Annotated in this window: 11 protein-coding genes; 6 read left to right on the plus strand and 5 right to left on the minus strand. The window is 73.6% G+C overall.

What is annotated here, in order from left to right:
* The first annotated feature begins 152 nt into the window (after positions 1–152).
* From RM844_RS27615 to RM844_RS27640, 6 genes are all read left to right on the plus strand, one after another.
* A complete protein-coding gene (locus tag RM844_RS27615; protein WP_311670132.1) occupies positions 153–1,955 on the plus strand; it encodes an acyl-CoA dehydrogenase family protein in 1,803 nt (600 codons plus the stop codon).
* 428 nt (positions 1,956–2,383) lie between these two features.
* The gene (locus RM844_RS27620) at positions 2,384–3,571 is read left to right on the plus strand and encodes an ATP-binding protein (protein ID WP_311670133.1); all 1,188 of its coding nucleotides are present in this window, start codon (positions 2,384–2,386) and stop codon (positions 3,569–3,571) included.
* Positions 3,568–3,966: a roadblock/LC7 domain-containing protein gene (locus RM844_RS27625; protein WP_311670134.1), complete on the plus strand. Its 399-nt coding sequence runs from the start codon at positions 3,568–3,570 to the stop codon at positions 3,964–3,966. Before RM844_RS27620 ends, RM844_RS27625 begins: the two co-directional genes overlap by 4 nt.
* On the plus strand, positions 3,963–4,340 hold the full coding sequence (locus RM844_RS27630) for a DUF742 domain-containing protein (protein WP_311670135.1): 378 nt from the start codon (positions 3,963–3,965) through the stop codon (positions 4,338–4,340). The genes RM844_RS27625 and RM844_RS27630 overlap by 4 nt, the downstream gene beginning before the upstream one ends.
* Positions 4,312–4,920, plus strand: a complete 609-nt coding sequence (locus RM844_RS27635) for a GTP-binding protein (RefSeq protein WP_311670136.1) — start codon at positions 4,312–4,314, stop codon at positions 4,918–4,920. Before RM844_RS27630 ends, RM844_RS27635 begins: the two co-directional genes overlap by 29 nt.
* Before the next feature lie 74 nt (positions 4,921–4,994).
* On the plus strand, positions 4,995–6,359 hold the full coding sequence (locus RM844_RS27640) for a cytochrome P450 family protein (RefSeq protein ID WP_311670137.1): 1,365 nt from the start codon (positions 4,995–4,997) through the stop codon (positions 6,357–6,359).
* A gap of 126 nt (positions 6,360–6,485) precedes the next feature.
* Here RM844_RS27640 and RM844_RS27645 read toward each other — a convergent pair whose 3' ends face one another.
* The 5 genes from RM844_RS27645 to RM844_RS27665 all read right to left on the minus strand — a co-directional run bounded on the left by RM844_RS27645 (position 6,486) and on the right by RM844_RS27665 (position 22,933).
* Entirely contained in the window at positions 6,486–6,812 is a 327-nt protein-coding gene (locus RM844_RS27645; RefSeq protein ID WP_311670138.1) for a DUF4333 domain-containing protein, read from the minus strand.
* A gap of 105 nt (positions 6,813–6,917) precedes the next feature.
* Complete coding sequence (locus RM844_RS27650) at positions 6,918–7,868, minus strand: aminoglycoside phosphotransferase/kinase family protein (RefSeq protein WP_311670139.1); 951 nt, start codon at positions 7,866–7,868, stop codon at positions 6,918–6,920.
* A gap of 67 nt (positions 7,869–7,935) precedes the next feature.
* Positions 7,936–8,835: an RICIN domain-containing protein gene (locus RM844_RS27655; RefSeq protein WP_311670140.1), complete on the minus strand. Its 900-nt coding sequence runs from the start codon at positions 8,833–8,835 to the stop codon at positions 7,936–7,938.
* 26 nt (positions 8,836–8,861) lie between these two features.
* Complete coding sequence (locus RM844_RS27660) at positions 8,862–11,015, minus strand: right-handed parallel beta-helix repeat-containing protein (RefSeq protein WP_311670141.1); 2,154 nt, start codon at positions 11,013–11,015, stop codon at positions 8,862–8,864.
* Entirely contained in the window at positions 11,012–22,933 is an 11,922-nt protein-coding gene (locus RM844_RS27665) for a hypothetical protein (protein ID WP_311670142.1), read from the minus strand. Before RM844_RS27665 ends, RM844_RS27660 begins: the two co-directional genes overlap by 4 nt.
* Positions 22,934–22,969: the final 36 nt, after the last annotated feature.

Below are 22,969 nucleotides of genomic sequence, written 5' to 3' on the forward strand. Positions count from 1 at the left end.
GCGGCGGCCTGGCGTTCGGCGGGGCGAACACGGGGGCGCCCGAACGGGCATCGCGGCAGGTGAGGGCCCGAAAACATACCGCGGATCATGATCACTCAATCGTGTCGATGATCATAATGTCACCGCACGCCACGGACGGTATTTTTCCTCCGGTGACTGTCTCTCAACTCCCCGTGAAGTCAGATCCGTTGACCACCTCATCGGCGCTCCGCGAGCTGCTCTTCGAAGCTCGGGAGGAGGTGCACGAACCCTGGCGCCGCCTGTTCAGCTCGTCCGCCTTCGCCTACCAGGAGGGGCTGACCCACCGGGAGCGCACGGAGCTGTCATACCGCCGACTCCGCCTGGTCAACGCGGCCATGGCCGACCCGAGGGCGGTCGTCGGTGACGCCGAGGCGCTGAGCGCCCTGCACGAGTGGGCCGGCGTGGCCGACTCGGGGCTGACCACGATCCTCAGCATCCACTACAACCTGTTCCTCGGGAGCCTGCTCGAACACGACCACGCGGACCGGGACCTGGGCCCCTACCTGCGGATGGACCGGGTCGGCACCTTCCTGTGCACCGAGCAGGCGCACGGCAACGACGCGCCCCAGCTCCAGACCACCGCGACCCTGGACCGGGCCACCGGCACCCTGGTGCTGGACACGCCGGACCCCGGGGCCCGCAAGTGGATGCCCAACACCTCGGGCATCGGCGGCCCCAAGGACGCCGTGGTGGCGGCCCGGCTGCTGATCGACAACGCGGACCACGGCGTCTTCCTCTTCCTCACGCCGCTCACCGACGCCTCGGGTCAGCACCTGCCCGGGATCGAGGTGAGACACCTGCCGCAGACCGCCAGCAGCCCGATGGACCACTGCGCCACCTCCTTCCACGGGGTCCGGCTGCCACTGACCGCCATGCTCCAGGGCGACCACGGCCGGCTCTCCCCCGACGGCCGGTTCAGCTCCGCCCTGGGCAGCTCCCGCAAACGCTTCCTGCGCTCCATCGGCCGGGTCACCGCCGGCAAGCTCTGCATGAGCGGCTACAGCCTCGGCGCGATGCGGCACGCCCTGACCGTCGCGGTGCGCCACGCCCACCAGCGGGTCACCTCCGGCATGACCAGCGGCCAGCGGGTGCCGCTGTTCGCGCACCGCTCCCACCACGCCCCGCTGGTGGAGGCGCTGGCCACCGTCTACGCGGCCAGCCTGCTGCACCGCGCCGTCACCCGCGGCTGGACGCGGGCCACCCCGGAGAACCGGGAGGACGCCGAGCGGCTGGTGGCCATCGCCAAGGGCTGGACCACCTGGCAGGCGCGCCAGGTGATGACCGAGTGCCGGGAGCGGTGCGGGGCGCAGGGGCTGCTGCTGTCCAACGGCATAGCCGGCCAACTGGCGGCCAACGAGGGCTCCATCACCGCCGAGGGCGACAACACGGTCATCTGGGTCAAGGCCGCCGGCGAGATGCTGCTCGGCGGCTTCACCCCGCGGCCGGCCAGCGACGTCGCCCCGGCCAGCCGCTCGCTGCTCGACCCGGGCCACCTGCTGGACCTGCTGGCCGACCTGGAGCGCGTCCGGCACGGGCGGGCCCGCACCCGGCTGCGCACCCGGGGCGCCGGCTCGCCCCTGGAGCGGTGGAACGGGGCGTCCGGCCCAGCGCTGGCCCTGGTGGACGCGCACGCCCACCGGCTGGCCGCCCAGGAGGTGCTGGCCGCCGCCGAACGGGCCGCCGACCCGAAGGCGGCCGGGCTGCTGACGGACCTGCACCGGCTGTTCGCGCTCCGCTACGTGACGGCGCACAGCGGGGAGTTGCTGGCACACGAGCGGCTGACCAGCGAGCAGGTCCGGCAACTGCCGGAGACCGTGGAGGCCGTCGTGGCCGCGCTGATCCCCGAGGCCCTCACCCTCACCGACGCCTTCGACACCCTCGATGAGTTGACGGACCGTCACCCCATGTTGCGCACCGCGGTCTCGGTGCTGTGACCGAGGCGGTCACCACCCGCCGGGCCGGCTGACCCGGCCGGTCGGGAGCGGACCGAGGCGGCCGGCCGGCAGCGGCCGAGGTAGCCGGCCACCTCGGCCCGCCCGCTCGCCCGATCCTCATCGAACGGGCTCCGGCCAGGCACAACGACTTCGCCAGCCGTCCACAACCCCCGGCGATCGGGCACGCCGTGGGCAAGCGTCCGGCCCCCTGTGCGGTCTTGTGGGGATGCGCCGACTGTTAAGATCATTACGCTTTTCAGCGGGCTGACGTTGCGTCATGCACGTGCGGGGGACAGCCACAGCAGCCCCATCGTGAGGGAGCGATCGTTGATCCGCCGGTAAGGCCCCGCGGCAGCACGGCGGCGGTCACCCTCCGGCGGGGACCCACCGATCGGCCTCCCGACGCGAGGCCACTCGAAGAGAGTTTCATGACGTCATTGTTAGAGGATCCACTCCTGTGGGTCCTGCTTGTGGTGCTCGTCGCCGCGGTCTTCGCGGTGACCCGGGCGCGGAGAACCAACATCCAACTCCGCGCGAGCAACAACGGACTCACCGGCGAACTCACCACCGTGCGAGGCCAGCTCGCCGAGCTCCAGGCCGTCTACTCCTCGGCCAGCTCCCGGCACGCCGCCGACCTGGAGGAGGTGCGCAAGGACGCCGAGTCCGCGACCAAGGCCACCCTGAAGTCGGCGGTCGGCACCCTGGCGACCCTCGCCGAGGAGCAGCTGGCCCTGCTGGACGAGCTCCAGCAGAAGTACGGGGACGACCGGGCCTTCCTGGCCGACCTGATGCTGGTCGACCACACCGGCAGCCAGTTCAGCCGGCGCACCAAGGGCATCTCGGTGCTCTGCGGCGGCTGGCTCGGCCGGCGGGACCGGGACGCCTCGGTGTACGACGTGGCACGCAGCGCCCAGGGCCGGATCCGCGGCTACGAGCGGGTCCGGATCAACTCCCAGGCGAACGTCGCCGTCAGCAACCGGGCGGTGGAGCCCATCGCCATGGTGCTGGCCGAACTGCTCGACAACGCCACCAAGTACAGCGCGCCCGGCTCGCCCGTCGAGATCAACATCCAGGTCGTGCCGACCGGCATCTGCCTGATCGTGGACGACGCGGGCCTCGGCATGGACCAGGAGACGAAGGCCCGTGCCGCGTCCCTGCTGACCACGGGCGGCGCCGTGGACATCACCAGCCTCGGTGACCCGCCCAAGTTCGGCTTCGCCCTCTCCGGGAAGCTCGCCGCCCACTACGGGTTCCACGTGTCCGTCGACGCCGTCTCCCCCTACGGCGGCGTCCGCGCCGTGATCCGGGTGCCGGAGACCCTGCTGACAGCGGAGGTCCCCGCGCCCGTGTCCACCACCCAGGAACCGTCGGACCACGACGAGGCCGAGGAGGTCCAGCCGACGCCCATCACCTCCCTGGTCGTCGGGCAGACCGCCGGCGGGCTCCCCAAGCGCCGCCGGCGCCGGAACGGCTCCGTCACCGTGGTGCCCTCCTCCAGCACGCTGGTGCCCGACGAGGAGAGCAGCGAGAAGACCGCGTCAAGGCTCAAGGCGTTCGCGCGCGGCACCATGCTCGGCCGGGACTCAGACAACGCGGAAGGACCTCAGAACCAGTGAGCGCCAATCTGTCCTGGGTGTTGAACGACGTGCTAGAGGTACGCGGAGCCCACCACGCCATCCTGGTCTCGGCGGACGGCCTGCTCATGCAACGCTCCGACGGCATCGGCCGGGACGACGCGGAGCGGAACGCCGCCGCGATGAGTTCGCTCCAGTCGCTCTGCCGCAGCGTCGCCTCCTTCGTCGAGAACGGCGACCTGTGGAAGCAGACGCTGATCGAGTTCGACGGCGGCTGGATCTTCCTGATCGCCGGCGGGCAGGGCTCCTACCTGGCCGTCTCCACCTCCCTCGACGTCGATATGGAGGCCATGTCGATCCGGATGCAGAAGACCGTGAGCGCGCTCGCCAAGGCGATGAGCGCGGCACCCCGCCAGACCATGGGTGCGGACGTATGACCTGGCCTCCCGAGGAGACTCCGGCGACCAGCGGCTTCGTCCGCTCCTACGTCATCACGGGCGGCCGTCGACTCCCGTCCAACAGCGAGCTGGCCCTGCACACCCTGGTCTGTCTGGCCCCCGACCGGACCCTGCCGCGCGGTGCCAGCCCAGAGGTGCGGGCCATCTGGGAGCTGTGCGGCGGCGGCTACCTGTCGGTCGCCGAGGTGGCCGGGCACCTGGGATTACCGGTCGGTGTCACCCGGCTCCTGCTCTCCGACCTGTCCGAGCAGGGCCACCTGCTGCGCCGCGCGGAACCGGCCCCCGCCCAACTCGTTCCCCGCCCGATTCTCGAGAAGGTTCTGCATGGACTCGAAGCCCTCAACATCGGCTGACGCCACGGTGAACGGATCCATCTACGTCTCCGAGGACGTGACCACCGCCGCCAAGATCCTGGTGGTGGGGCACTTCGCGGTGGGGAAGACCACCTTGATCGGGTCCCTGTCGGAGATCGCGCCGCTGCGCACCGAGGAGAAGATGACGCAGGCGTCGGTGCACGTCGACGACCTGCGGGGCGCGCCGAACAAGGCGACCACCACCGTGGCGCTGGACTTCGGCCGGCTCACCCTCAGCGACGACCTGGTGCTCTACCTGTTCGGCACCCCGGGGCAGCAGCGCTTCATCCAGGTCTGGGAGGACATGGCGCGCGGCGCCCTCGGCGCGCTGCTGCTGATCGACCCGGCGCGGCTGGAGGAGACCTTCCCGGTCATCGACCTGATCGACGAGTACGGCCTGGAGTACGCGATCGCCGTCAACTCCTTCTCCGACGCGGAGAAGTTCGACGAGGCGGAGATCCGTGAGGCGCTGGACCTGCTCCCGGACACCCCCGTGATCTTCTGCGACGCGCGGAGTCGGCGCTCCTCCACCGAGGCGCTGATCGCCCTGGTCCGCCACCTGCTCGATCGCGCGGCCTGACCCCCTCCCCCGGGACCACGGGCCCGGGCCCCCTTCCCCGGGACCACGGGCCCGGGCCCCCAAAGGACACGAAGATGGACGTGCACAACCCCAACGCCGCCGGTGCGGCCAGATGTCCCATGCACGACGAGGCCTTCGCCGCCGCCCCGGAGAAGGTCTACGACTACCTCAGGGCACACGGCCCCGCCGGCCCCGTCGAACTCGCCCCCGGCGTGGACGCCACCCTGGTGGTCGAGCACGAGACGGCCCGGCGGGTACTCCAGAACCCCGGGGTCTTCGCCCGCGACGGACGCCGCTGGACGATGCTGGCCGAAGGCCGGATCCCGCTCGACAGCCCGGTGCTGCCGATGATGGCCTACCGGCCCAACTGCCTGTTCACGGACGGCGCCCAGCACCTGCGGCTGCGCAAGGCGGTCACCGAGAGCCTCGACAAGCTCAACGTGACCCGCATCCGGCGGGACGTCGAGCCGATCGCGGCCTACCTGATCGACCAGTTCAGCGAGCTGGGCCGGGCGGACGTGATCAACCACTACGCCAAGCTGCTCCCGATGCTGCTGATCAACAAGCTGTTCGGCTGCCCGGCCGCCATCGGCGACCGGGTGACCACGGCGATGGCCGACATGTTCGACGGCCGGGACGCGCAGCGGGCCAGCGAGGAACTCAGCGACTGCTTCCTGGAGTTGGTCTCCCTCAAGCGCCGCAGCCCGGCCGAGGACATCACCTCCTGGCTCGTCCAGCACCCGGCCGGCCTCAGCGACGAGGAGCTGAAGGACCAGCTGGTCATGCTGATCGGCGCCAGCGTGGAGCCCGAGCGCAACCTGATCGGCAACTCCCTGCTCCTGCTGCTGGAGCGCGGCGGCGACGACGGGCCGAGCATGCAGATCGAGGACGCCCTCGACCACGTGCTGCTCAACAACCCGCCGATCGCCAACTACGCCACCCACTTCCCGCTCCAGGACGTGGACCTCGGCGGCGTGCTGGCCCGGGCCAACACCCCGGTCGTCATCAGCTTCGCCGGGGCCAACAGCGACCCGAGCCTCACCGAGGCGGGCCAGGCGCACAGCCGCAGCGCCCACCTCGCCTGGGGCGCCGGCCCGCACGCCTGCCCCGCCAAGAGCCTGGCGCAGGTCATCGCGGTCACCGCCATCGAGCAGCTGCTCAACGCGCTGCCCGACATCACGCTCAGCGGCTCGACCGCCGAACTCCAGTGGCGGCCCGGCCCGTTCCACCGGGCCCTGGTCGCGCTGCCCGTCGAGTTCAGCCCCACCCCGGCCACCCGGACCGCGTCGGCGTACCGCACCACCCCCGCGCGCGCCGCCGCCCAGCCGACACCGCTCGCGCCGGTGCCCGCGCCCACCGCCACCGCGGGGAGCGCCGGCGGCGCGGGCAAGGGCAAGAAGGGCTTCTGGAGCAGCTTCCTGGAGATCTTCCGCGTCTGACCCGGCGCTCCCCCACCGTGGGGACCCCACCGGCGACCAGCCCGGCCCACCTGTCCGGTGGGCCGGGCTGGTCCGCTGTGCGGGGCGGGTGGGGCCGGGGTCGCCGGCGCCCACCCGCGGGACGGGTCAGCCGGACGGGGCGTCGTCCACCTGGATGTCCAGCTCCGCGTCGCTGCCGTCCACCGCGGACGCGGTCACCGTCACCCCGATGGTCGTGCCCCCCGCGGTCAGCTCGCAGCGCACCGACTCGCCGACCTCGGCCGGCAGTTCGTCGGGGCAGCTGACATCGTCGGGAGCCTGCCCGACCTGCTCGGTCAGCGCGCTGGTGACCTGCCGCTCCAACTCCTCGCTCTCGACCACCGGGTCGCCGGACGAGCAGCCACTGGCCAGTAGCACGGCCAGGGCTCCCAGCGTGGTCCCCGCCGCTATCCGGCTCCGTCGTACGCGTCGCATCGCTTCTCCGTGTGTGTTGGGGGGTTGGGCCTGCCACTGGGAGACGCCAGGGACGGGAGAACGGTTCTGGGACAGCGGGGACGAATGTGGACGGCCCGCGCGGAGTCAGAGGGTGAGGCCGCCCGCGAAGGGGGTGGTGCGCCAGTGGTCGATGGCGGGGGTGAGGTACTCCAGCAGTGGGGGCAGTCGCGGGACCAGGGTCAGGGTGGCGATCACCCGCAGCGTGCCCAGGGCGTTGACGAAGCGGAGGACCTCCGGGTCGAGTGGTCGGCCGCCGGTGCGCCGCGCGCCGCGGTCGTAGGCGGCGGCGTGCTCGGGGCCGAGGCCGGCCAGGTCCCACTCGACGGGGCCCAGGGTGACCAGCTCGAAGTCGGCGTAGCGGTCGCCGTCCACGCCGTGGAAGATGTTCGCCGGCGGCGAGTCGCCGTGCAGGGGCTGGAGTGCGACGCCGGGGAAGCGGGCTTCGAAGGCGGTGCGGGAGCGCGCCGGGGGCGCCAGGGCCCGCCACTCGCGGCGGGCCCGGTCCAGGTCGGCCGCGTCGATCAGGGTGGGGTGCCGGTCGAGTTCGGCGAGGCTCTCGTCGAGGGAGTCCGGGTCGGCCGCGGACAGGAAGGCCAGCCGGCCGGGGTAGCCGCGCAGGGCCGCGTGCAGGTCGGCGACGCTCTCGGCGTTGGCCACGTAGTCGGGTTCCCGGTCCCGGTCCTCCGGGAGGTATGACCAGAACGTCAGGGAGAAGCCGTCGCGCCGCACCGGCTCCGGCGGGACGAGGGGGCTGGGCGGGATCACGGGCACTCCCTGGTCGGCCAGCCAGCGGGCCACGTCCAGCTCGTCCCGCTGCCGGCGCCCGACGGCGGCCAGGTCCTCCGGGTGGGGCAGGACGGTCGGCAGGCGGGCCACGACCGGCGCGGGCGCCAGGTGGACGACGACGGAGAAGAGGTCGTGCAGCACCCTCGGCTCGGTGACGGTCAGCCCGAGTGCCCGCCCGGCGGCGACGGCCGCCGCGACGGCGGCCGCGGTGCGGTCGGCGAGCTGCTGGGGGGTCAGGAAGGTTGCCATGGGGCCATCGTCCCAGCGGCCGCCGCCGGCCGGCCGTGGGCCGGGCGCGGGGGTTGTGCGGGGTGGGTCACATGCGCTGCATCCGCCAGCTCTGGGCGATGCTGCCGTTGCAGGCCCACTGGCGGATCTCGGCGCCGAGGTTCGGCGAGGAGCTGGCCACGTCCAGGCAGTAGCCGTTGATGGCGGCGACCAGTTGGACGGTGCCGTTGCCGAGCGACTCGATGCGCCAGTTCTGCGGGGACTGCCCGTTGCAGGACCACATCATGATGCGGGTGCCCTCCTGGCTGGTGCCGTTCGGCACGTCCAGGCAGTTCCCCATGGACTTGAGCGTGTAGGTGTTCGGTTGGCCGGTCGTGTTGAGCACGAAGTGCTGGGCGTTGGTGTCGTTGCACTCCCACTGCTGGAGCCTGACGCCGGGCTCGGTCTGGCTGCTCGGCACGTCCAGGCAGCGGTCGTCCGCGGTGGCGGCGACCAGGGAGTAGACGGCACCGGGCTGGAGCTGGGACGGGTCGTGGAAGACCGGTCCTTGCGCCATCGCCGGCTCCGGCTCGGGGTCCGGCTCGGGCTCCGGGTCGGGCTCGGGCTCGGGGTCCGGCTCGGGCTCCGGGTCGGGCTCGGGCTCGGGGTCCGGCTCGGGCACGGGGTCCGGCTCGGGGTCCGGCTCGGGCTCGGGCTCCGGCTCGGGCTCGGGCTCCGGTTCCGGTTCCGGCTCGGGTTCGGGCTCCGGTTCGGGCTCCAGCACCGGCGGTGGGGGCGCGGGGGCCGCCACCGTCTCGCTGTCGCCGTCGCCCGGCAGCACGGCTCCGACCAACCGGATCGAGCCGGTGACCACCGCCACCATGGCCACCGCCCACACCAGGGAGGTGAACACCCGCCGCCCGGGCAGCAGTCCGCGTCGTGCGACGGTCGGTCTGCGGGCGAACTCGGTGGCGAACCTTCGGTTGGTCTGGGGTCGCTTTCTTGTCATCGGCGCCTCGTGAGATACCTCGTGGGTCAGGACACGGACGTGGGCAGGGGTAGGTCGTTCTCGTTCAGGGCCATCAACTCGCTGTCCTTCGGGGAGGTCAGCTCCGCGACGCGCATCGCCTGGCGCTCCGTCATCTGCTGGAAGAGCTGGCGGGCGGTGCGGCCGTTGCCGAACCGGTCGCCGCGCGGGATGGCCCCGATGTGGGCGGTGAGCGCCTCGCGGGCGCCCTCGGTCAGGTCGTAGCGGTGCCGGCGAGCGTGGTGTTCCACGATCCGCACCAGTTCCTCCGTGTCGTAGTCGGTGAACAGCAGACTGCGGGTGAAGCGGGACGCCAGGCCCGGGTTGGAGCCGATGAAACGGTCCATCTCCCCCGGGTAGCCGGCGGCGATGACGACGACCTCGTCGCGGTGATCCTCCATCAGCTTCACCAGCGTGGCGATCGCCTCCGAACCGAAGTCCTGCGCGACCCCTGGCGGGGTCAGCGCGTACGCCTCATCGATGAACAGTACTCCGCCGCGCGCCCGTTCGAACGCCTCGGTGGTCTTCGGGCCGGTGTGCCCGATGTACTCGCCGACCAGCGCGCTGCGGTCGACCTCCTCCAGGTGGCCCCGGGAGAGCAGCCCCAGGGCGTGCAGCAGCCGGCCGTAGAGCCGGGCCACCGTGGTCTTGCCGGTGCCGGGGTTGCCGGCGAAGACCAGGTGGCGGCTGAGCGGCGGCGCCGGCAGACCGGCCTCCTGCCGCATCCGGACCGTCTGCATCAGCTTGACCATGCCGCCGACGTCCCGCTTGACGTTCTCCAGGCCGACCAGCTCGTCCAGTTCGGCCAGCAGGTCGGTCAGCGACTCGGCCTCGGGGCCGTCGTCCTCCTCGTCCCGCTGGGGCGCCACCTTCCGGTCGGCGGCGCCGCCGCGCGGGGCGCCGGGCAGCCGGGGCGAACCGACGTTGATGGCCACGCAGTTCTCGAAGACCGGGTTGGCGCCCTCGGCGACGCCCAGGTCGTGCGCGGAGTCGAAGACCCGGCAGCCGCGGAACCGGGGCGCGCCGTCCCGGCCGACGTGGATGGCGGGGAAGCCGCTGGCGATGACGTCGCAGTGGTCGAAGGTGCCGCGGGAGTTGTCGCCGACCATCACGCCGTGCTTGCCGGTGCGGGCCACCCGCACGCCGCGCAGCCGGGGGTCGGCGCCGACGGCCAGTTCGACGCCGTTGCCCTGCTGGCCGGTGACGGAGCAGTGCAGCAGCACCGACTCCTGCTCGGACCGGAGCCGGACGCCGGTCTCGCCGCCGCTGACCCGGACGCCGCGCATCATCACCCGGGCCTGGTCGCGGACCTCGACGCCGGAGAGCCGGGCGCCGGCGAGGGTGGACTCCTCGATCTCGGCGCGGGCGGTGCCGTCCAGCCGGACCGCGGAGCGGGCCACGTTCTCCACCCGGCAGTCGGTGAGCAGCGCCTCGGCGGCGTCCTCGACGAGCAGCCCGTTGCGGCCGGCGCCGAACAGGCCGCTGCCGCGCAGCAGGACCCGGGAGGCGTCGCGGGCGCGCAGCGCCGAGCCGGAGCCGCCGTGCACCCGCAGCTGATCGGCGCGGAGCACGGCGGTGCCGGAGACGGCGACGCCGATGCCCTCGACGTCCATGATGCTGGTGTCGTCGAGCCGGGCCAGCGCGTCGCCGGTGAGGTGCAGCGCGGTGTGCCGGGCGGAGCGCAGCCGGGTCCTGCGGGTGACCAGCACGCCGCCGTCGGTGGGGTCGGCCAGTTCGGCGGCCAGGTCGTGGTCGAGCGGGATGTCGCCGACCGGCCGGTCGATCCGGTTGGCGGTGGTGCGGGAGCCGAGCACCTCGACCCGGCCGTGGCTGACGACGCAGTCCTCCAGGGTCAGCCCGGCGGCGTCCTCGACGCGCAGCAGCGTCTCGCCCGGGTCGGTGCCGCGCAGCACCAGGCCGCTGATCCGGCAGTCGGGGGCGGCGACGGTGACCGCGCCGGCGGCGGCCGGCACCACGACCGTGACCGAGCCGCTGCCGTGCTCCGGGACCAGCGTCACGCGGCGGATCAGCCGGAACGACTCGTGGTACTCGCCGGGCGCGATGCTGACCACCGCGCCGGCCGGTGCTGCGCCGAGGGCCTGGGTGATGGTCCGGTGGGCGCCCCGGCTGCGGGGCGCGACGCGGATGCGGTCGTCGGTCACGGTGTGGTCTCCCAGTTGGGCAGCCCGGCGGGCGGGTAGGGGCTCATGGGCCCGAGGACGGGCAGGTCGCTGCCGAACTCGGGGGTGGGCGGGGGCTCCAGCATGGCCGCCGACACCGCGCCGCCGTCCGGCAGGGGTGGCGGCGCGGTGTCCGCGCCCGCCTGGCTGTCGGGCGCCGGGGGCGGGGTGATGCCCAGCTGGTCGCGGATGTACGGGGTGATGACGAACGCGCCCAGCGGCTTCTCCAGGAACTTGCTGAGGATCGGCGCGATGGTGAAGTCGACGATGCCCTGCCGGTGCCAGATGCGGGTGGCGGCGTTGCCCTGGAAGAGGGTCTTGCCGACGCCGATGGTGGCCGAGCCGAACGCGGCGCTGGCGGCGGCGCCGGCGGCGAGCAGGGCGGCCTCGCCGAAGGAGATGTCGAACCGGTTGCCCTCGTCGTCCCGCATGCCGAAGACCTCCAGGGCGGCGAGGTTGCCGAGGAAGGCGCCGAGCGGGGCGACGAAGAAGCCGTCCCTGATGAAGTCGTAGCTGCCGCCGCGCCAGCGGAGCACGAACTCGTTGGACGCCCACTCGCCCGCCCAGTCGTCGTCGTCCTGGCGGAACCGGTAGGGGAAGCCGCGGTCCTGCCAGTTGAGGCCGACCCGGAACTGCGAGTGGTGGGCGCCCAGGTTGTGGGCGCCGATGGTGGCGCTCTTGACGGAGCTGGAGATGAGCGCGCTGAGCGCCGCGTGGCCCACGTCGGCCCAGCCGAAGTCGCCGGGCAGGATGGCGAGGACGGCCATGGTGACGAGGAAGTCGAGGACGAACTCCTGCCCGAACTCCAGCAGCATGTGCTGGAAGTTCTGCACGGCGAACGGCGTGTAGGGAGACTCGCCGACCGAGGTGTCGCCGGCGCCCCAGGGGGTGCGGCGGGGCTGGCGGTACATCCGCTCGAAGCCGCGGTACTCGTTGAGGGCGCTGATGAAGTACGTCTCCCGGCCGGTGTACTGGAGCTTGCCGGTGAACGTGCCGCCGTTGGTGGCGGCGGCCGTGAACGAGGAGGCGGGCAGCTCCGAGACGTAGCCGGCGATCGACCGTTCGGTGAGCACCGTCCACTGGCCGGTGCCGGGGTCGTAGGCCCAGCGGCGCCACTGCTTGGCCATGGTCTCCAGCTCCAGGAAGGTGCCGTCCGGCAGCTCGGTCTTGCGGTGCGCGACGGCGCCGCTCTCGAAGTCCTTCCAGCCCAGGGCCCGCAGGTCGTCCCCGGTACGGCCGAGGGTGCCGAGGCTGCCCGGGTCGGGGAAGTACTCGCGGGGGCGCAGCGGCCGGTAGTTGAAGGCCTGCCGGAGGGCGCCGCCGACCTCGGCGGGGATCTCCTGGATGACGGTGTGGGTGGCGCCGCCCGGGCTGGTGTAGGCGCCGGCGGGCACGGGCCTGCCGGCGGGCACGTTCTCCAGCCAGTCCTCCCAGCGGCGCATCCCGCCGCCGTCCGTCCAGTGCCGGATCCGCTGCTCGGGGGCGCCGAAGGACATGATGTTGCCGTGCCGGTCGATCTTGTTCCAGCGCCAGGTGTCGGCCGCCGCGCCGGCGCCGGCCGCGGCGCCGCCGCCCGGTGCGGCGGGGGCCGCGCCGGCCGGGGGCGGCACCTTCCAGGCGACGACGGTGGTGTTGTCGGCCAGCAGCCGCAGCTCGCGGACCGGTACCAGCTTCTTGCCGAGCTTCCCGTCGACCTCGATGAAGTCGCGGAAGGACTCGCGGTCGAAGTAGTTGTGGTGGCCCATGTCGTTGCGGGAGGCGAGCTTGCGGACGCCGCTCGTCCCGTCGTCAGCGGTCCACTTGATGGAACCGGCGCCCAGCGGGCTCTCCTTGTAGTGGCTGACCACCCGGACGTCGATGCCGCCGACCCCGGAGCCGGGGAAGGTGTCGCCGCGGGCCAGCAGCTTCCCGTGGTGGTTGGTGAGGACCCAGTCGCTCTCCAGGTAGCCGGCGGGGCGCGGACGCCCGCCGGCGATGTCGCCGGCGTGCACGTCGCGTTGGAAGGTGAGGCCGCCGTCGCCGACGGTCCCGGCGGGCCGCTCGGCGGGGCGGGGCCGGAAGTCGAGGATGGTGCCGTCCTTGAACCCGATCCTGGCAATGTGCCAGTCGTGGCCCGTGCCACGGGAGTACCAGTTGCCGCCGGCGGGCACGTCCGCGCGGAACTGGTCCTGCCAGGCCACGTCGTCGCGGGTCTTGTTGCTGCCGGTCGGCGGGTCGACGAAGTCGTTGCTGTCGAAGGTGCGGTGGCCGGAGAGCTTGCCGGCGCCCTCGGTCCACGGCAGGCGGTTGGCGTCCAGCACGGCGCCCGGCGGCAGCGCCACGTCGCTCCCGACGGTGAGCGTGTTGCCGTTGACCAGGGGCCGGGTCTCGCCGGAGATCCGGCCCCCGGTCGGGACGGTGACGGTGTTCCAGCCGCGGGAGCTGATGCCCTGGATGCCGCGCTCGGTGACGGCCCCGGTGGCGTCGCCGCGCCGGAAGTCGAAGGTCTGGAAGCGGCTGTCCATCATGAACGCCGCGTGGTCGCCCGAGGTGGTGTAGCGGTGGTTGCGGTGGAAGAAGGGGTGCGGCAGGAAGGAGTGCAGCCCCTCGCGGGCGCCGGTGTCCACGTGGCGGAAGTTGTCGGACAGCGCCCAGCGCATGAAGTTCGGCGGGCGCTGCTCGGCGATCCGGTGGTTCTCGAACCAGGTGCCGTCGGCGTCGGTCCGGTGGACGCCGGTCTCCTTGCCCTGCGGTGAGACGGTGATGTAGTCGCCCTTGCCCGCGGGCAGCCCGTCCTTGCCCAGGTCGAAGGACTGGAAGTTGCGGACGTTGTGGCCCCAGCCGCTGGGGAACTTCTTCGCGACCAGGGTGAAGTCGCCGCTCCGCGGGTCGAGTATCCGGTCGGTCCAGCCGTGGCCGAAGGCACCCCAGCGGCGCTCCCCGGTGGCCAGCGGCGCGAAGTCGGCGTCGTACCGGTACCAGGTGCCCCGTTCGCCGGCCTTGTAGGAGAAGGCGCCCCCCTCGTCGCGGTGGGCCATGACGTAGCCGCCCTGCGGGGTCTCCCGGTAGTGGTGGACAGGGCCGGAGTTCGAGCGGGAGATGTGCCAGCCGTCGGTGTAGTCGAAGAAGGTCTTCTTGCTGGTGCCCCAGATCCGGATGCCGTGGCCGGCCGCGTTGCCGCCGGCGTCCAGCTCCTGCCAGCGTTCCCGCATCTTCGGGACGAAGAACAGCTTGCCGTCGGTCTTGACGAACTTCTCGACGGTGCCGGGGGCGTGCGCGTCCAGCACGCCGCCGTTCGGCGTCGGGCGGCGTTCGAAGACGAAGCCGCGCAGGCCGTCGGTGTTGTTGGTGAGCAGGGTGACATGGCCGTTGCCTGCGCCCTTGACGTCCACCCGGCCGCGGTCGAGCCAGGGTCCCTTGGCGGGCGGCGCGAGGGAGCGGGGCGGCGCGCCGGCGGCCGGGGCGGCGCCGCCGGCCGGCGGGGTCCAGGCCGGGTTGGGGCGCCAGTGCTCGTAGGTGCCGCTCATCTTCCCGGCGGCGTCGTACGTGTAGTTGACCTTGTAGTGGTGACCGTCGAGGACCTGTCCCCGGTTGATGATGTTGATCCGCTGCTCGACCAGCCGGCCGAGGTTGTCGTAGTCCTTGTACTCGCCGCCCCGCAGGCCACCCGCGTGGTCGGTGTAGCGGAAGTGGGCGCCCTGCACGGTGACCTGGTGGGTGCCGATCTGGTTCAGCTCGCCGTCGCGGACCGGCCGCGGGCCGGGGGCGGCGCCCGCCGCCGGGGCGTCGAAGAAGCGTCGGCCGCCGCCGTCGCCGAGGGCGATCACCCGGTGGGTGGTGGTGGTGGCGGGGCCGCCGTCCACCTGGGTGTAGACGGTGCCGACCCGGACGTTGGTGGTGGCGTCCGGTGCGCCGATGTGCAGCAGCGGCCGGCCGTTGGCGCCGAGCACCCAGGTCTCGGTGCCGGCGCCGTTGGTCATACGGACGCCGTCCGGGGCCGTTGGCGCGGCGGCGGTGGGGAAGTCGCCGCGACCGGTGACCACCCAGCCGTCGACCACGGCGCGGTTCCGGTCCAGCAGGTCGAAGCCGCGGAAGGTCTGGCCGTTGTGGGTGAACTCGTAGGTGCGGAACGCGGCTCCCGGCAGCGCCGCGCCGCCGCCGTTGAGCGTGGTCTCGGTGAACCGGAACGCGCCGGTGGTGCCGTCGAGGATGCTGGTGACCGGGTTGCCGGTCGGGGTGAACGCGATGTCGTTGTCGACCGTCCTGGTGACGGTGGTGTTCGGCACGACGTCGCCGTTGGCGGCGCGCGGCGCGGGCAGCAGGTTCCCGCTGGCCAGGTCGGTGAAGGCGTGCACTGGACCGTGGCCGGCCGGGGCGAGGGTGAGCACGTCGTGGGTGGCGGCGGTGCCGTTGGCCGGGTTGACGACGGTGTGCAGGGTGTTGTGTTGCACCCGGATGCTGCCGTCGGTCTGGATGACGGCGGTGACCGGCGTGTCCCGCCGGCCGCCGGGCGGCCGGACGCTGGCCTGGCCGAGGTCGTCGGGCAGCCGCAGCTGGTAGTTGGCGAGCTGCCCGCCGTTGACGGTGAAGTTCTCCTCCAGGAACCGGCCGTCGCCGCCGTGCCGGCGGGTGACGCCGCCCGGGGTGGTGAACTCATAGCTGTCGCGGCCGGGGTTGAAGGTCGTCGCCGGGTGGGCGCCGCCGTCCGGCTGGCGCAGCACGGGGCCGCCCGGGGTGGTGCCCTCCGGCCGGAAGACGAACGCGTCCCGCACACCGCCACGGTTGGGCAGCGGCAGGGCGTTGTGGGTGACGACGCCCCGGTTGTTGACGACGGTGTCGGCGGCGGCGCCGGGCGACGGGAGTCGGTAGCCGTCGAAGCCGGTCCACTGCTGGTGAACGGCCGGGGTGAACGCGCCGGTGCCGGTCCGGAACTGGGCGGTGGTGCCGCCGCCCACCGCGTGGTTGATCTCCAGGGTGCGTCCGCCCTGCACCGGGTAGGTCTCGCGGGTGAGCTGGGTGGTGAAGCCGCCGCCGGCGGCCGGGGTGACCCGGTAGTCGAGGGCGCCACCCTGCCAGGTGACGGTGAGCTGCTGGGGGGAGCCGTCGGCGGCGAGGCCGAACCGCGGGTTGCGGGCGGCGTCCAGGACGCCGGCGTTGTTGACGAACGCGTCCGGGACACCGGCTCGTTGGGACTGGACGGCGACGCCGGCCGTGCCGTCGGGGAGCGTCACGTCCATGGCGCCGGGGTGCGGGCGGGCGTGCTGGTCCAGGATCTGCTGCGCGCCGCCGGCGCGGACCACGTGGCCGCTGTCGCCGGGCAGGTCGGTGACCGAGCTGCCGGGCACCATGGTCCCGCCCCGCTCCAGCTGGGCCGGGGCGCCGACCGGCACCACCAGGTCGGCCCCGTTGAACGCCGCCACCGGCCCGCCGAGCCGGTGTACGTCCTGCAGCAGCCGGCCGTCGGTGAGGTGGTGCACCGCGGTGTGGGTGCCCCGCACCACGTGCAGGTCGCCGCCCACCACGCGGATGTCGGCGGCGCCGGCGACCTGGACCGGGCCGGTCGCCTGGGTCTCCATCACCCGGGGGCCGGCGCCGCCGGTCCCGGTGTGCAGGGTCAGCTGCGGTGCGGGGGCGGGCGCCGGCCCGGTCGCGGTCGCGGGCCGGCCGCCGAGCGGCAGGGCCACGTCGGCGGCGGCGCCGGTGGGGCCGACCCCGACGACCCGTTGGGCGGTGACGACCCCGTCGCCGGTGACGACCAGGTAGCCGCCGGTGGCGGCGGGGCTCGGCACGATCTGGGTGTGGGGCACCGCCGCACCGTGGCCGTCCTCGATCCGCGGGTTGCCCTGGCGGGGCACGATCAGCCGGTTGCCGTCGAGGGCGGTGCCGCCCCGGATGCCGTGGTCGAGGTGGCGGACGGCGCCGTCCGGGCCGTGCACGGTGACGGTGTCCGGGGTGGCCGTCCTGGTGACCGTGAAGTCGGTGCCGGTCTGCGTCACGTTGCCGCCGCGCACCGGGGCGCCGTCGACCGCCTGGAGCGCGGGCGGCGGCCCGCCGGCCGCGGCGGCGCCACCGGCCGGCACCGGGCCCCGGTTGGGCACCATGACGTACTCGTCGGTGAAGTTGTTGCCGAAGTCGCGCAGCCGCTGGCTGGTGCCCAGCTCGGCGCCGAGCCGGTCCACCACGACGCCGCCGCCGTGCGTGTCGGTGGTGATCCGGAGGTCCTGGTTCCGCAGCTCGTGCACGGTGACGCCGGGCACCTGGGTGCCCGTGTTGTCCACCAGGGTGGGCCGGGCGCCCGGGGTGAGCGTCGGGTTGGGCACCGTCACCTGGTGGTTGGCCCAGGTGCCGCCGGTGATCTGGTGGGTGCGCCGCTGCCAGTCGCCGGTGGCCAGGTCGTACCGGTGGGTGACGTTGCCCCGGGGCACGTCGACCGTGCCGCCGTTGACCTGCGGCACCTCGGCTTTGGCCTCGCCCGCGGGGCCGCGCAGCACCGGCGGGCCGCCGGCGGCCGGGGTGAAGAGGAAGTCCACCGGCCGGCCGGTCTCGGTGCCCAGCGGCAGCACGTCGTGGGTGCGGACGCCGGCCTTGTTGACGGCGAACTGGCCCTCGGGCAGCGCCACCCGGAAGCCGGAGCCGTCCACGAGCGCGGTGGCCGCGTTGGGCAGGGGGGCCAACGTGCCGTCGGCGCCCGCCCGGTAGACCGTCAGGGTCCCGCCGGAGATGTGCAGGTAGGTCGCCGGGGCGCCGGCCGGGCCGGGGACCGGGACCATCGAGCCGACGGGCGGCACGCCGCCGGCCCCGCCGGTGCTGGACGAGCCGCCGTGCATCATGAAGACGAACCGGTCGGTGTCGTCCAGGCCGGGCGGCCGGATCGCGGGGCGGCCGACCGACTCCAGCAACTCCTGCCGGACGGCGGCCTGGTCGGCCGGGTCGAGGCCGCGGTACTCGATGTCGTCGACCTTGTGCAGGCCGGCGGTGCCGGGGGCACTGCCGCCGAACCGGCCGGTGTCCGCGGCGTAGGAGACGGTCTTGTCCGCCGAGTAGACCTGGTAGACGAAGGTGCGCTCCGGGTTGGGGTTCGCGGGCGTTGGCCTCGGTGTGGTCTCCGAGTAGCGCACCACCCGGTCGGTGAGCGGGACTCCGTCCACGTCGCGCGGGTAGGGGTAGACGGTGCCGTCGGGGCGGACCAGCACCACCACGTCGGCCCGCCCGTCCTCGCCGAACAGCGGCCGCATCGTGTACGTGCTGGAGCCGTCCTTGCCGATCAGGCGGATCACCCCGTCGATCTTGACGGCGTGTTCCCCCGAGGCGAACTTGGACACCTCGACGGCCATCGACGTGCCCTTGGGGTCAAGGACCCGCACGCCGCCGCCCGCGGCGACGACGAACTGGTAGCCGCCGGGCAGCCCGTGCCGCAGCCCCTGGAAGCCGCCGGCCAGGTCGTACAGCGTGGTGGTGCCGGAGTCGGCCGGGCGGAGGGTGATCCACCGGCCGTCCACGTCCACCGAGACGTGCGGCAGCGGCCGGCCGGCCGGCCCGTACACGGTGGGCGCGCCGCCGTCCCTGGGGACGGTGACGAAGCCGTGCGGGTCGCCCTTGCCGGTGCCGAGCCGGATCGCGTCGGCGGTGTGCGCGCCCGAGGCGTCCACCACGCCTGGCCGCTGGCCCGGCACCTGGATCAGGAACCGCTCCCCGTCCAGCGGGGTCGCCGAAGAGCCGGGCGCCTTCGCGTTGTTGGGGCCGACCACCTGGGGCCGGCCGCCGCCCTCCGGGAACGCCAGCCGGTTGCCCTCACCGAGCGGGCCGCCGGCGCGGCCGGCGCCCGAGGCGAGCAGCGTGCCGTCGGGGCCGTGCACCGTGTAGGTGCCGGCGCCCTGGACGACGATCCGGCGGCCGTCGAAGCCGCTGAACACCTCGCCGCTGAAGAGCCGGCCGTCGGTGTGGTAGACGGCCGGCGAGCCGGCCCGGCCGCTCGCCGGGGCGAACACCAGGTCAACGGCCGCGCCCTTGCGGTTTTTGAGCAGCACGGCGGGGGCGACGTTGCCGAGGTCGTCCACCAGCAGCGGCGCGTCGCTGCCGATCCTGACCAGGTTGCCGTGCTGGCCGAGCGGGGTGAGGGTGGCGCCGCCGGTCGGCGGGACCACCTGGTCGGCGCCGCGGATCAGCAGCGGGCCGCCCGCGTGGCCGGGCACCGGGACGGCCAACGACCACGGGTGGCCGCCCTGGTCGGGCAGCTTGGTCACGGTGTGGGTGGCGAGGCCGTCGCCGTTGACCAGGATCGTCGGCCGGCCGACGCGCTCCACCAGGAAGCCGTGGTCGCCGAGCGGGCGCGCGTCGGCGCCGGTCAGCGGGTTGCCGTCCGGGGTCACCACGGAGGCGCGCTGGGTGCCGTGGTTGACGAGCAGTTCATGGCCGCCGGGGCCCGGCAGCCGGTGCGAGGCGCCGGTCAGCACGCCGTTCAGGTCGTGGAAGTGGGCGCTGTCGGCGGTGCGTTGTACGGCGAAGGCGTCGCCGAGGAAGCGGGTCGGGGCGGCCAACGGGGCGCCGTCCTTGCCGAAGAGCACCGGGGTGCGGTCGCCGGTCAGCGGCACCGCGGCGTACTCGCCGGTGGCGCGCTCGCCCCGGCCGCCGAGCGGCACCAGGTCGTGGGTGCGCTGCCCGGAGCCGTCCACCACGGCCCCGACGCGCTGGCCGGGGGCGATGACGCCCCAGCCGAGGTCGCCGAGCGGGGTGCCGCCGCCGACCCGGGCGCCGCCCGGGCCGACCAGGAACGGCGCCGCGCCCGGCGGGGTGACCACGGTGTGGCCGGCCAACGGCCCGGAGCGGTGCGGGAACTGGCCGGCGCCGGCCGGGATCTCGGCCCGGCCGCCGGCGGCTGGCGCCGCGCCGTCGCCGCCCCTGGTGAGCACCGGCGGCGGCGGCCCGTCGGGGGTCAGCGACAGCGGCGTCGTGGTGGGGGGCGGCGGGGTGGCCAACCCGTCGCCGCCCCGGGTGACGGGGGTGATGCTCGCCACCGGCACCACGCCGGGGCCCTGCTGGCCCTCGCCGGACGGGCGGCCGGGCGGGACGCCCTCGCCGCCCTCGCGGGTGGCGGCGGGCGGGGCCGAGGTCGGCAGCGGCTCGGTGGTGGGCACGGCGCGGGTGCCGATGGCGCTGAGGTTGACCGGCCGGACGCCGTCCACGTGGCTGGCGATGTCGCCGAACGTGCCGGCTCCGGCGGCCGGGCGGACCGGCGGCGCGCCACCGATGCCGCCGCCACCGGCGCCGGCGCTGCCGCCGGCCTGTCCCGGCGGGGTGAACGTGTGGGTGGGGGCCGCCAGGTCGTTGGTGGCCTGCGCCGGGGGCGCGCCGCCGCCGGGGCGGGCGACGGGGCCGGCGGCCGGCTGGCTGAGGGCGTCGCCGAGGTGGCCGCCGCCGGCCGGGTTGGCCTGGAGCGGCTGGGCGGTCGGGATGACGGCGGGCACGTCGTCGGCGAGGGCGGCCGGGCCGCCGCCGGGCGCGGTGTGCTGGGCGCCGGGGTTGACGGGCGCCTCGATCGGGCCGATGTGGGTGTCGGTGAACTGGCGGGCGCCGGCGCCGGCCTGGGCGACGTCCGGGACGCCGAGGCCCCTGCCCTGGTCGGCGAAGTGAACCGGGAGCGGGGAGACCGAGCCCAGGTTGAGGTCGGTGACGTTGTCCACCCCGGTGCCCCGGTTGACGCCGGTCGGGGCGCCGTTCTGGCCGCCGACGAACGAGCCGGCCTGCGGCCCGCCGAACGTGCCGGGCAGGTGCCCGCCGTTCGCGTTGACGCCGGTGACGCCGTTGATGTTGACGGCCGACGTGGGGTTGTGGGCGCCGGCGGTGATGGTGCGGGAGACGTCCACCGCGCCCTCGGAGCGGATCGGGGAGAACGTGGTGGTCGAGGCGTCGGAGACGATGTTGGCGCTGGTGGTGACGTTGCTGTGGGAGTTCAGGCCGCCGACGTGCACGGTGCTGCCGGTCGGGGCCGACGACGCGATGGTGGTGCTGGTGACGTTGACGGTCGGGGTCGCGGTGGGCGTGGGGGCCGCGTTGACGACGGTGCTGGTGTTGGTCGTCGTGCTGGCGTTGACCACCGGCGCCCCGGTGGGGGTGGTCACCGTCGAGGGGGTGGGCACCGCGGTGGCGGCCGGCGTGGCGGCGGGCGTCGAGACCGTGCTGGTGACGGGGGTCACGGTGTGCGTGGACGCGTTGGACGGCATCGGCGAGGTGACGCCGACGATCTGGCCGTTGCCGGCCGGCACGTGGGTGACCACGGTGGGCGAGCCGGCCACGTAGAACTCGCCGGCCATGTTGGGGATGCCGTCGGCGGCGTGGTTGGCGACGACCGGGGTGGGCGGGGCCAGGCTGCGGCCCTGGTCGGCGAAGTGCATCCCGATCGACTGGACCGGCCGCATGTCGGAGATCGAGCTGGCCGGCGTGGCCGGCCGGCTGGGCGGCTCGCTGAACACGGACAGGTTGTCCACGCTGTTTCGCGGGCTGGACGAGATGACCGACACGTCGGTGGTGGAGACGTTGGGCGAGGAGAAGTGGGACCGGCTGCCGTTGCCGAGCAGCGAGACCACGGAGCTGTTGGCGGGAGTGGGGGGCGCCAGCGAGAAGTCGGCGACGGAGCCGGCCGCGCTGTTCGGGGTGAACCCGCCGCCGATGGTGATGATCGGCGCGGTGCTGACGTCGTTCCAGCCGTGCCTGGGCGGCGTGGCGATGTACCTGGCGGTGTTGGAGGCGTTCGGCTGGTAGAACGCGTACAGCGCCGAGTTGACCTGGGGGCGGCCGGCCTGGTCGAAGCCGGTGATGGCGCGCACGTCGACGATGTGGGTGCCGGAGACGAAGGCGCCGGCCCGGTACTGGCCGAGGACGCCGCGGTTCCACAGGGAGATCTTGAAGGCGTTGGCGAAGCCGGCGAACCCGGCGCCCATCTCGGTGACGTTGACCGGGAGGAAGATCGCGCTGAAGCCCTTGAAGCTGCTGAAGTGCGCCCAGACGTACTTGCCGAAGTCCTTGACCCAGGCCAGCTTGAGGGCCAGCGGGCTGTTGGCGAAGGCGCCGCCGGCCTTCAGGTGGGTGAAGGTCTTGACGAAGAGGGCGCCGCCGCCCTTGAGGGAGGTCCAGGAGCCCTTCGCGCCGTTGATCACCAGCTGGTTGAACTTGTGGCCGGCGCCGGCCCAGCTCTTGCCGGCGAAGTTGTTGATGGCCTTGGTGATGCCGGCCACGTTGAGGCCGCGGGTGGTGGGCACCAGCATGCCGAGGACGGACAGCACCAGCTCGGTGACGCCGGCCCGACCGCCGACGTAGTCGATGACGGTCTTGACGAAGAGGACCGCGCTGAGGGTGAGGAAGAGGATCGCGGTCGGGCCGCCGAGGATGATCGCCGGCAGGATCAGCGCGATCAGGAAGAACTGGAGGAACTTCCAGAACGCCTCGCACGGGTCGATCATCGAGCTGATGTTGGAGCCGGCCTCCTGGATGGCGCTGGCCGCGACGCCGGCCGCCGTCTCCAGGGCCTCCCCCGCGTTCTGCGCGGTCTCCTTCTGTACCTCGATCTCGTCGTCGTCCTCGTCCAGCCCCTCCACGGCGCTCAACGCCCCGTCGGCGATGCCCTGTTGGGTGACCATCGCCTCGTGGTAGGTGACCAGCGCGGTGCGGACCGACTCGTGCGACTCGGCGAAGCTCTGGACGAACTTGCGGACCCGGTCGTCCATCTCCTCGCGCAGCGCCTTGGCCGTCTCGCCGATGAAGAACTCGCTGTTCTCCCGCATCAGTTGGTCGAGGTCGTCGTCGAGCTCGGTGGCCAGGTCGACGATCGCCTTCTGTGCCTCGATCAGCGCCTCCAGCCGGTCCGGGTCCCCCGGGGTCGGGTCGCTGCCCAGGTTGAGAGCGCTCCAGTCCGGAGGTCGAGCCATGGCCGGGTCCCTTCTCCGAGTACGGGCGACGACGGG

It is taken from the genome of Streptomyces chisholmiae, assembly GCF_031845445.1.
Classification (GTDB): domain Bacteria; phylum Actinomycetota; class Actinomycetes; order Streptomycetales; family Streptomycetaceae; genus Streptomyces; species Streptomyces chisholmiae.

What these genes read in the sequence shown, in the direction of transcription:
- RM844_RS27635 (WP_311670136.1), top strand. Translation starts at nt 4,312, where the DNA reads ATGGACTCGAAGCCCTCAACATCGGCTGACGCCACGGTGAACGGATCC.
- RM844_RS27620 (WP_311670133.1), top strand. Translation starts at nt 2,384, where the DNA reads ATGACGTCATTGTTAGAGGATCCACTCCTGTGGGTCCTGCTTGTGGTG.
- RM844_RS27640 (WP_311670137.1), top strand. Translation starts at nt 4,995, where the DNA reads ATGGACGTGCACAACCCCAACGCCGCCGGTGCGGCCAGATGTCCCATG.
- RM844_RS27665 (WP_311670142.1), bottom strand. Translation starts at nt 22,933, where the DNA reads ATGGCTCGACCTCCGGACTGGAGCGCTCTCAACCTGGGCAGCGACCCG.
- RM844_RS27645 (WP_311670138.1), bottom strand. Translation starts at nt 6,812, where the DNA reads ATGCGACGCGTACGACGGAGCCGGATAGCGGCGGGGACCACGCTGGGA.
- RM844_RS27630 (WP_311670135.1), top strand. Translation starts at nt 3,963, where the DNA reads ATGACCTGGCCTCCCGAGGAGACTCCGGCGACCAGCGGCTTCGTCCGC.
- RM844_RS27650 (WP_311670139.1), bottom strand. Translation starts at nt 7,868, where the DNA reads ATGGCAACCTTCCTGACCCCCCAGCAGCTCGCCGACCGCACCGCGGCC.
- RM844_RS27655 (WP_311670140.1), bottom strand. Translation starts at nt 8,835, where the DNA reads ATGACAAGAAAGCGACCCCAGACCAACCGAAGGTTCGCCACCGAGTTC.